At 66.9% G+C, this 7,331-nt stretch carries 7 protein-coding genes; 2 read left to right on the top strand and 5 right to left on the bottom strand.

What is annotated here, in order from left to right; translation table 11 throughout:
• Nucleotides 1-166: 166 nt before the first annotated feature.
• The 4 genes from ON45_RS11400 to ON45_RS21440 form a co-directional block, all read right to left on the bottom strand.
• The gene (locus ON45_RS11400; protein WP_040493991.1) at nucleotides 167-1,585 is read right to left on the bottom strand and encodes an aldehyde dehydrogenase family protein; all 1,419 of its coding nucleotides are present in this window, start codon (nucleotides 1,583-1,585) and stop codon (nucleotides 167-169) included.
• A gap of 138 nt (nucleotides 1,586-1,723) precedes the next feature.
• The gene (locus tag ON45_RS11395) at nucleotides 1,724-2,752 is read right to left on the bottom strand and encodes a phosphotransferase family protein (RefSeq protein ID WP_040493989.1); all 1,029 of its coding nucleotides are present in this window, start codon (nucleotides 2,750-2,752) and stop codon (nucleotides 1,724-1,726) included.
• Nucleotides 2,753-2,765: 13 nt separating this feature from the next.
• A complete protein-coding gene (gene pgi, locus ON45_RS11390) occupies nucleotides 2,766-4,310 on the bottom strand; it encodes a glucose-6-phosphate isomerase (protein WP_040493987.1) in 1,545 nt (514 codons plus the stop codon).
• Nucleotides 4,310-5,044 carry a 6-phosphogluconolactonase gene (locus ON45_RS21440; RefSeq protein ID WP_051062923.1) on the bottom strand — a complete coding sequence of 245 codons (735 nt, stop codon included), beginning with the start codon at nucleotides 5,042-5,044 and terminating at the stop codon, nucleotides 4,310-4,312. Before ON45_RS21440 ends, pgi begins: the two co-directional genes overlap by 1 nt.
• Before the next feature lie 59 nt (nucleotides 5,045-5,103).
• On the opposite strand from ON45_RS21440, the gene rarD reads away from it, so the two are divergent.
• Together rarD and ON45_RS11375 are read left to right on the top strand one after the other, a co-directional pair.
• Entirely contained in the window at nucleotides 5,104-6,087 is a 984-nt protein-coding gene (gene rarD / locus ON45_RS11380; RefSeq protein ID WP_051062922.1) for an EamA family transporter RarD, read from the top strand.
• 11 nt (nucleotides 6,088-6,098) lie between these two features.
• Nucleotides 6,099-6,392: a hypothetical protein gene (locus ON45_RS11375; RefSeq protein WP_040493985.1), complete on the top strand. Its 294-nt coding sequence runs from the start codon at nucleotides 6,099-6,101 to the stop codon at nucleotides 6,390-6,392.
• 28 nt (nucleotides 6,393-6,420) lie between these two features.
• On the opposite strand, the gene ON45_RS11370 is transcribed toward ON45_RS11375, so the two are convergent.
• Nucleotides 6,421-7,260: an enoyl-CoA hydratase-related protein gene (locus ON45_RS11370; protein ID WP_040493992.1), complete on the bottom strand. Its 840-nt coding sequence runs from the start codon at nucleotides 7,258-7,260 to the stop codon at nucleotides 6,421-6,423.
• Nucleotides 7,261-7,331 lie beyond the last annotated feature (71 nt).

Genomic DNA, 7,331 nt, shown 5'->3' with positions numbered 1-7,331 from the left:
ACACGATCACCCCCGACGCGTGGACGGCCGAGTACCGCCAGGTGGCCGATGTCCGCTCCGCCGACTCCCCGGTCACGACGTGGAAGACCTTCCGCGTCGAACCGGGCAGCCCGTCGGTGACCGAGGTGTCGGTGTGACGTGACGGGTCTGACCCGTCACGTAACGGTCAGAGCTGGAGCGACTTGGTCTCGAGGAACTCCTCGATGCCGTACACGCCGTTCTCGCGGCCGTAGCCCGACTGCTTGTAGCCACCGAACGGAGCGGCGATGTTGAAGCTGCCACCGTTCACGTCGACGGCGCCAGTGCGCATCCGGCGGGCAACGGCGATCGCCCGGTCCTGGTCACCCGACCAGACGCCACCCGACAGGCCGTACAGGCTGTCGTTCGCGATCCGCACCGCGTCGTCGTCATCGTCGTAGCCGATGATCGACAGCACCGGGCCGAAGATCTCCTCCTGCGCGACCGTCATGTCGTTGGTGACACCTGCGAGCACGGTCGGCTTCACGAAGTAGCCGGTCTCGTGGCCCTCGGGCTTGCCGAGGCCACCGGCGGCAACCGTTGCGCCCTCGTCGATCCCCGTCTGGATGTAGCCCTGGACACGGTCCCACTGGGCCTGGCTGATCAGCGGACCGAGATGCATGCCCTCGTCGGTCGGGGATCCGACCTGCGTCTGCTCCGCAGCGGCCGCGGCGATTCCGACGGCCTCGTCGTAGCGGCTGTTCGGCACCAGCATCCGGGTGTGGGCGGTGCAGGTCTGGCCCGAGTTGAGGTAGCAGGCGAACAGACCCTTCGGGATCACGGTCTCGAAGTCGGCGTCGTCGAGGACGATGTTCGCCGACTTGCCACCGAGCTCGAGCGCAACGCGCTTCACGGTCTGCGACGCCACCTCGGCAACACGCTTGCCGGCGCGGGTCGATCCGGTGAAGCTCACCATGTCGACATCGGGATGCGCTGCGATCGCTTCACCCACGACCGGTCCGGTCCCGGTGACGAGGTTGAACACGCCGTTCGGGAGGCCGACGTCGTGGACGATCTCGGCGAGGATGAACGCGTTGAGCGGTGCCACCTCGGACGGCTTGAGCACGATCGTGCAACCGGCGGCCAACGCACCGCCGACCTTGCAGATGATCTGGTGCAGCGGGTAGTTCCACGGAGTGATCGCTCCGACCACACCGACCGGCTCCTTCACGACGAGGCTGTTGCCGATCTCCTCTTCGAACTGGAACGAGTCGAGCAGCGTGGCGAAGGTCTGCATGTTCCCGGTCGGCAAACCGGCCTGGATCATCGTCGCCCACGTGATCGGCATCCCCACCTCGCCGGCGATCGTGGCGGCGATGTCGGCCGAGCGCGCCTGCAGCGCCTCGTTCAGTCGGACCAGGTACTTCTGACGCTCCTCGACCGGCGTCGCAGACCACGATTCGAACGCGGCCTTCGCCGCCGCGACGGCCTTGTCGACGTCGCTCGCCGCACCGTTCGGGATCGATCCCATCACCTGTTCGGTACCGGCGTTGATGACCTCGATCGAGCCGTCGCCGTCGGAGGGAACCCAGGCACCGTCGATGTAGATGTTGCTGTAGTCAGACATGACCGCAGCCTCGCAGACGGTGACGCTGAGGACCGAACCGGCGAGTCGTTTCGTCCACCGATTCCGTTCCCGTCGCGATCTTGGTTCTCGTCGCGATCTGGCCCGCGTACCGGGTCGAATCGCGACGAGAACGATGGGTCAGCCGGCGAGGTGGGACTCGGAGAGTTCGACCGACGCGAGAATCCGCGAGAACAGGAGGTCCATGTCGACGCCCTCGGTCGACTTCATCCCGAGCTTGTAGCGGGCGTACACGCCGTGGATGATGCATGCGGTCTTGAACGAGTTGAAGCTGCGGTAGTAGCCGAGATCGGACAGATCGGCTCCGGTCCGGTCGGCGTAGTACCGGACGAGGTCGGCGCGTGACGAGAAGCCGGGGAGCGCGGTCGGAGCGGTCGCCGCGCTCGGTCCGTCGCCCGGTTCGACCCACGCGTTCAGCGCGTAGGCGAAGTCGGCGAGTGGATCCCCGAGCGTTCCGATCTCCCAGTCGAGCACCGCCACGACCGTGCCCGTGTCGTCGACCATCACGTTGTGCACGCCGTAGTCACCGTGGACGACGCGGGCGGGCCCCTGCTCGGGAATCTGCGCGGTCAACCGTTCGTGAAGGGCGTGCACCCGATCGTCGTCGTACTCGGCTGCCTCGGCCGATGCGGTCCACGATCCGTACCACGTGCGCAATTGCCGAGCGACGTAGCCCTCGTGACGACCGAGGTCGTCGAGGCCGACGTCCGCCGGAACGATCGAATGCAGGTGAGCGAGCACCCCCACGAACGACTCCCCCACCGCGGCCCGGGCTCGTTCGTCGAGACGCGGAGCGGTCTGCTCAGCCGTGTACAACGCCTCGCCGCCGACCTTGCCCATCACGTAGAAGTGCCGGTCGCACACATCTCGGTCGTCGCAGAACCCGATCGGCTCGGCCACGGGCACCCCGGCCGGATGCAGTGCGTCGATGACCCGGAACTCGCGCCACATGTCGTGAGCCTTGGGGAGCAGGTCTCCTTCGGGAGGTCGCCGGATCACGAACTCACGTCCGGCCGAGTCGGTCAGTTCGTACGTGAGGTTGGAATGCCCGCCTTCGAGTCGACGCCACGTGCACGGCGGCTCGACTCGCGTGGATTCAGCCATCCACCTCTCCACCCGGCCGACGTCGAACCCGATGACAGCGCTCATCTCCGGGAGTGTGTCAGGCGCGGTGCGATCGATACCAAGCGATCAACGCGTTGGTCGCCGAATCATGACGATCCGGCTGCGGCTCGTCGATCAGTTCTGGCGTGATCTGGTTCGCCAGTTCCTTGCCGAGTTCCACACCCCACTGGTCGTAGCTGTCGATCCCCCAGATCGTTCCCTGCACATGAACGATGTGTTCGTAGAGCGCGATCAGTTGACCGAGCACGGACGGCGTGAGTCGCTCGGCGAGGATCACCGTGTTCGGCCGGTTGCCCTCGAAGTTCCGGTGCGGCTCGGCGTCGTTCGAGCGGCCGAACGCCAGAGCCTCGGATTGCGCGAACAGGTTCGACATCAACAGGTCGTGGTGTTGCTGGTGCTCGTGATTGCCGTGCGCGAATCCGATGAAGTCGCACGGAACGATGCGCGTGCCCTGATGGAGCAGTTGGTAGAACGCGTGCTGACCGTTCGTCCCCGGCTCACCCCACACGATCGGACCGGTGTCGTTCTGCACCCGTGCGCCGGCCAGATCGACCGACTTGCCGTTCGATTCCATGTCCAGCTGCTGGAGGTAGGCGGGGAATCGGGCCAGGTCGTGTGCGTACGGCAGCACGGCTTTCGTGTCATGACCCAGGCCATTCGCGTACCAGACGCCGATCATCGCCAGGATCACCGGCACGTTGCGGTCGAGCGGAGCGGTGCGGAAGTGTTCGTCGACGAGATGGAATCCGGCGAGGAAGTCCGCGAACGCGTCGGGTCCGATCGCGATCATCACCGACAGCCCGATCGCCGAGTCGACGGAGTAGCGGCCGCCGACCCAGTCCCAGAACCCGAACATGTTGTCGGTGTCGATTCCGAACTCGGCGACGCGTTCGGCGTTCGTGGACACTGCGACGAAGTGATCGGCCACCGCCGCCTCACCCAGCTCGGCGACGAGCCAGTCGCGTGCGGTCCGAGCATTCGTGAGCGTCTCGATGGTGCCGAACGTCTTCGACGCGACGATGAACAGCGTCGAGGCGGGGTCCGAGTCGGCCAACACCGACGCGATGTCGGCACCGTCCACGTTCGACACGAACGAGCAACGGATGTCGGGGTGACGGTCGGCGCGCAACGCCCGGTACGCCATCGCCGGACCGAGGTCCGAGCCACCGATCCCGATGTTCACGACGTGACGGATCGTGCCGGCGGAACGCACCCGCTGAGCAAACGCACCCATCGCATCGAGCACCTCGTGAACAGCGGGAACCACGTTCTCCCCATCGATCGTGAACGTCGAGCCGCGCGGCATCCGCAGTGCGGCGTGGCCGACCGCACGATCCTCGGTGAGGTTGATGTGCTCGCCCGCGAACATCGCGTCACGGCGCTCCTCGACCCCCGAGGACGCCGCGAGGCCGAGCAGCGAGGACATGATCGAATCGTCGACCGCAGCCTTGGACCAGTCGATTCGCAAGTCGCCCGCTTCGGCGACGTACCGCTCGGCGCGCGTCGGATCCGCAGCGAACAAGTCGCGGAGATGGGCGGGTCGGTCGAGGTCGGACAGCGCGGCCAGATCGATGTTGTTCATCAGGTCCGACCGTAGCCATCGTCCGGGGCCACGTCGATCGCGTCGATCATGTCCGGGGTCAGTTCTCCGGCCGCGGCCGCGTCGAGGTACACAACGGTGTCCTCCGAGCGCACGGCAGCGATCGGGAGCGTCGGGTCGACCCAGGCGCCCCCGTGACGGTCGGCTCCCACGACCCACCGGGCGACCGCTTCGGCCTTCTCCTCTCCGGTCACCAGCACCACCCGCAGCCGTGCCGCGTTGACGACGCCCACACCCAGCGTCATCCGTCGGCGACCGTTGAACGGGCCGATCGTGAACACCGCCTCGGTCGACGTGATCGCCCGCTGCGCGTCCGGGTGGGGTTCAGGAGCCCACGACGCGGTGTGGCCGTCGTCCCCGAGGCCCAGGTGGACCACGTCGAAACGCGGAGGCAGCCGTGCCGCGTAGTCGGCGGCAGCAACGTCGACGTCTGCCGCGGTCACGGGCATCACATGAGCGGTTGCCGGGAGGATCGCGAGCTGGCCGGCATTCCTGTCGGCATCACCGTCGGGGGCGATCCGTTCGTCGACCTGCCACACCTCGATCGCGTCCCAGTTCAGATCGTTCGCCGACATCGCCCGGAACAGCCCCGGGGCGGTGCTCCCTCCGCTGACCGCGATCGCTGCGGTTCCCGTGTCGCCTTCGCTCTGACGGAGTCGGTCCGTGACGCTGCGGGCGGCATCCGTTGCAGGATCGGAGGAGATGCGGACGTCCATGATCCGAACGTACTGCGGGCCGACCGCGTCCCGATGGCGTGGGCGTAGGGTTCCGGCCAGTGAGTCTCGACCGCCCATCGTCTGCGTCGGCGACGCCGGCTCCGGCCACGCCGTCGTCGGAGCCGGGTTCGCCCGACGCGGTGAGGCGCGGCGTGCGCGTCGGTGTCGCGGCGTACACGATCTGGGGGCTGCTCACCATCTACTGGAAGCAGCTCGGCGCGTTCGACGCGTTCGAGCTGATCGCCTGGCGGATGCTGTGCGCAGCTTTGGTGATGGCGCTGATCGTCATCGTGCGAGGCTCGTGGCCCCGACTTCGGCGGGCGTTCTCCGATCGCGAGACGGTGCTCCGCCTCGTCGTCGCCGCGATGCTGCTCACCGGCAACTGGGGCAGCTACGTGTGGGCCGTCGTGAACGATCGCGTGATCGAGACCGCGCTCGGCTACTTCATCGCACCACTCGCGACGATGGCGATCGGCGTCCTGGTCCTGCGCGAGACGCCGACCGTCGCCCAGCGTGTCGCGTTCGGGTTGGCCGCGGTGGCCGTGGTCGTCCTGACGATCGCGAACGGAGCGCCTCCCTGGATCGCGCTGATCCTCGCGGGGACCTGGAGCCTGTACGGATTGTCCAAGCGACAGATCAGTCTCGATGCGATCGACAGTCTCGCGGGCGAGACGTTCGTCCTGCTCCTCCCGTCGATCTTGCTGCTCCTGGTGATGAGCGGCCACGACTCGAGCGTCATCTCGACCGCGAACGCGCCCGATTGGCTCTACGTGCTCGGAACCGGGGCGGTGACGGCGATCCCCCTGATGCTCTTCGCGTCGGCAGCGAAGGCCATCCCGTTCACCTTGCTCGGCCCGCTCAACCTGATCGTCCCGGTGATCAACTTCGGGCTCGGCTGGCTGCTCTACGACGAGGAAATGACGATGCTCCGAGTCGTCGGGTTCGCGTTCGTGTGGATCGCACTGGTCGTCGTCATGTACGACCGGATTCGGCACGCTCGCCGTACCCCGGATGGACCGAGACGTTCCAGGTCGAACGGCTAACCTCCACAGCCATGCGCCGCCTTCTCATCGCCACGCCCCTCGTCGCGCTCGTCGCTGTCGGTTGCACGGATACCCGCACCTACAAGGACGAGACGGAATCATTCATCAACGACGACTCGCAGATCTCCAATCGCGTCGGCGGTGAGGTCTCGAATGCAGAGTGTGAGGAACCGCCGAACACCGACGTCGGTACGACCTACACCTGCACCGCCGACGTGGAGGGCCAGGGCAGCCTCACGTTCGAGGTGCTGATCGACGGCGAGAAGTCGTTCCTCGTCGACATCCCACCTGCTGCGGAATCCTGATCGATCCACACCCGCCCTTCCCGGACGATCAGGAGGAACCCGACTCGGCCGTCCGGTAGTCGCCGAAGGTCTCGTCGCGGCTCGAGAGCGCCGTCGTCACGCCTTCGGCGAAGCGACGGTGGTACTCGATCGAACTCGGCTGGTGGAAGCCGATCGCATTGATGTCGGCGGTCGCACGCATCCCGTTGCGCATCCCCATCGACTCCATCGCTCGGTGGACGACCCGCTTGTTCAGTGCCTGGAGATCGGCCGGCACCTTGGCCACCCGCGCGGCAATGGCCAGCACCTCGTCGTCCAGGTCCTCGACGGCGAACGAGCGGTTGGCGAAACCGGCCTCGACGGCCTCGGTTCCCGACATCGAGTCACCCGTCAGCATCGCCTCCATCGCCCGGCGCATCCCCATCATCCACACGTGCCAGCCCATGTCGGGGCTGCTCATCGAACGAACGGGCGGGTACCCGATCTGGGCATCGTCGGCGACGTAGACGAGGTCGCACGCGGTCGCCAGTTCGGTGCCGCCGGCGAGGCAGAAGCCGTGGACCTGGGCGATGATCGGGACACTGAGGTCCATCATCTCGAACCACCCCTGCAGCACGTGACGCGCCCATCCACCGTCGGCGGGACTGATCGTCCACGGCGGCCGCTCGGTCGGATCCTGTGCCAGGTCGTAGCCCGCCGAGAAGCACGAGCCGGCACCACGGATGACGACCACGCGCACGTCCGGATCCCGGTCGGCGGCACGGAGTGCATCGAACAGTTCGCTGCGCAGCCCGTGGGACAGCGCGTTGCGTTTGGAAGGGCGGTTGAGCGTGAGTCTGCGGACATGGTCGGCAGGGTCGTCGATCAGCAGTACCGGTTCGTCGCTCATCGTCGGACCGTACCGAGACACCCACGGCCCCGACGATCCCAGCGTTCTCGTGAACAGTTCGCGCACGGAGC

The sequence above is a fragment of the Ilumatobacter nonamiensis YM16-303 genome (assembly GCF_000350145.1).
Lineage (GTDB): Bacteria > Actinomycetota > Acidimicrobiia > Acidimicrobiales > Ilumatobacteraceae > Ilumatobacter_A > Ilumatobacter_A nonamiensis.
The sequence above is the reverse complement of the archived record's forward strand: the minus strand, read 5'-3'. Positions and strand labels throughout refer to the sequence as shown.

Excerpts from the sequence above, each read along its gene's own strand:
- ON45_RS11400 (WP_040493991.1), bottom strand. The coding sequence starts at position 1,585 with ATGTCTGACTACAGCAACATCTACATCGACGGTGCCTGGGTTCCCTCC.
- ON45_RS11395 (WP_040493989.1), bottom strand. The coding sequence starts at position 2,752 with ATGAGCGCTGTCATCGGGTTCGACGTCGGCCGGGTGGAGAGGTGGATG.
- pgi (WP_040493987.1), bottom strand. The coding sequence starts at position 4,310 with ATGAACAACATCGATCTGGCCGCGCTGTCCGACCTCGACCGACCCGCC.
- ON45_RS21440 (WP_051062923.1), bottom strand. The coding sequence starts at position 5,044 with ATGGACGTCCGCATCTCCTCCGATCCTGCAACGGATGCCGCCCGCAGC.
- ON45_RS11375 (WP_040493985.1), top strand. The coding sequence starts at position 6,099 with ATGCGCCGCCTTCTCATCGCCACGCCCCTCGTCGCGCTCGTCGCTGTC.
- ON45_RS11370 (WP_040493992.1), bottom strand. The coding sequence starts at position 7,260 with ATGAGCGACGAACCGGTACTGCTGATCGACGACCCTGCCGACCATGTC.